The 777-nt window shown below is 61.1% G+C and carries 1 protein-coding gene; it reads left to right on the top strand.

All coding sequences use genetic code 11. The features are described from left to right. A partial coding sequence (locus K7H09_RS24335; RefSeq protein WP_230806386.1) for a transposase occupies window positions 1-762 on the top strand: 762 nt, incomplete at its 5' end. Window positions 763-777: the final 15 nt, after the last annotated feature.

Here is a 777-nt window from a genome sequence, read left to right as displayed (position 1 = left end):
CGGCGCGGTCATCGCTATGTCACGGTGTTCCTCGACATGCAGCGCAAGCGGGAACCGGTTATCTTTGCCGTCCCAGGCTGCGGCAAGGATGCCATCCAGGCTTTCAGCGCCTTCCTGGCGGCCCATGGCGGCGACCCGAATAATGTGGTCGAGGTCGTCTGCGATATGTCGCCAGCCTTCCTTAGCGGCGTGACCGAGCACCTTCCCAAGGCCGAGGTAACGGTCGACTGGTTCCATATCGTACAGACCTTCACCAAGCGGCTGGACGAGGTACGCAAGAAAGAGCGCCGGGAGCAGGGGCACCCCAAGTCGCTGCGCTGGGCCCTGCTGAAGAACCTGGATAACAAGAACCTGACACCCAAACAGCTTTCGGCGCTCCAGGAGTTGGTGGCCGATCAGAGCGCCACGGCCGATGCCTGGGTGATCAAGAAGAAGCTACGCTGGATCCAGAAGGCTCCAACGCCCAGAGCGGCTCGGTGGCGCATCACGAACTACCTCAAGGTCATGCAGGCGGCGGTGTCTGAAAAGCCACTGCTGAAGCCGATGGGGAAAGCCCTGGCGACGCTTGAGCGGCACGCCGACGCGGTGGTCAGACGCTGGCTCTCGGGACTGACGAACGCAAGACTGGAAGGAATGAATGGTCTGTTCCAAGCGGCTCGGTCACGAGCACGTGGCTACCGGAACGAGGCCAACTTTATCGCCATGATCTACCTGATTGGCAGCCCGGTGGGCCGCCTATTCGATCAGGCCAAATCCACGTGAAGTGACGAAGAACCA

This window comes from Halomonas sp. IOP_14 (genome assembly GCF_021021315.1).
GTDB classification, from domain to species: Bacteria; Pseudomonadota; Gammaproteobacteria; order Pseudomonadales; family Halomonadaceae; genus Vreelandella; species Vreelandella titanicae.
Note: the sequence above shows the minus strand (reverse complement) of the source record. Positions and strands in the feature narration are given on the sequence as shown.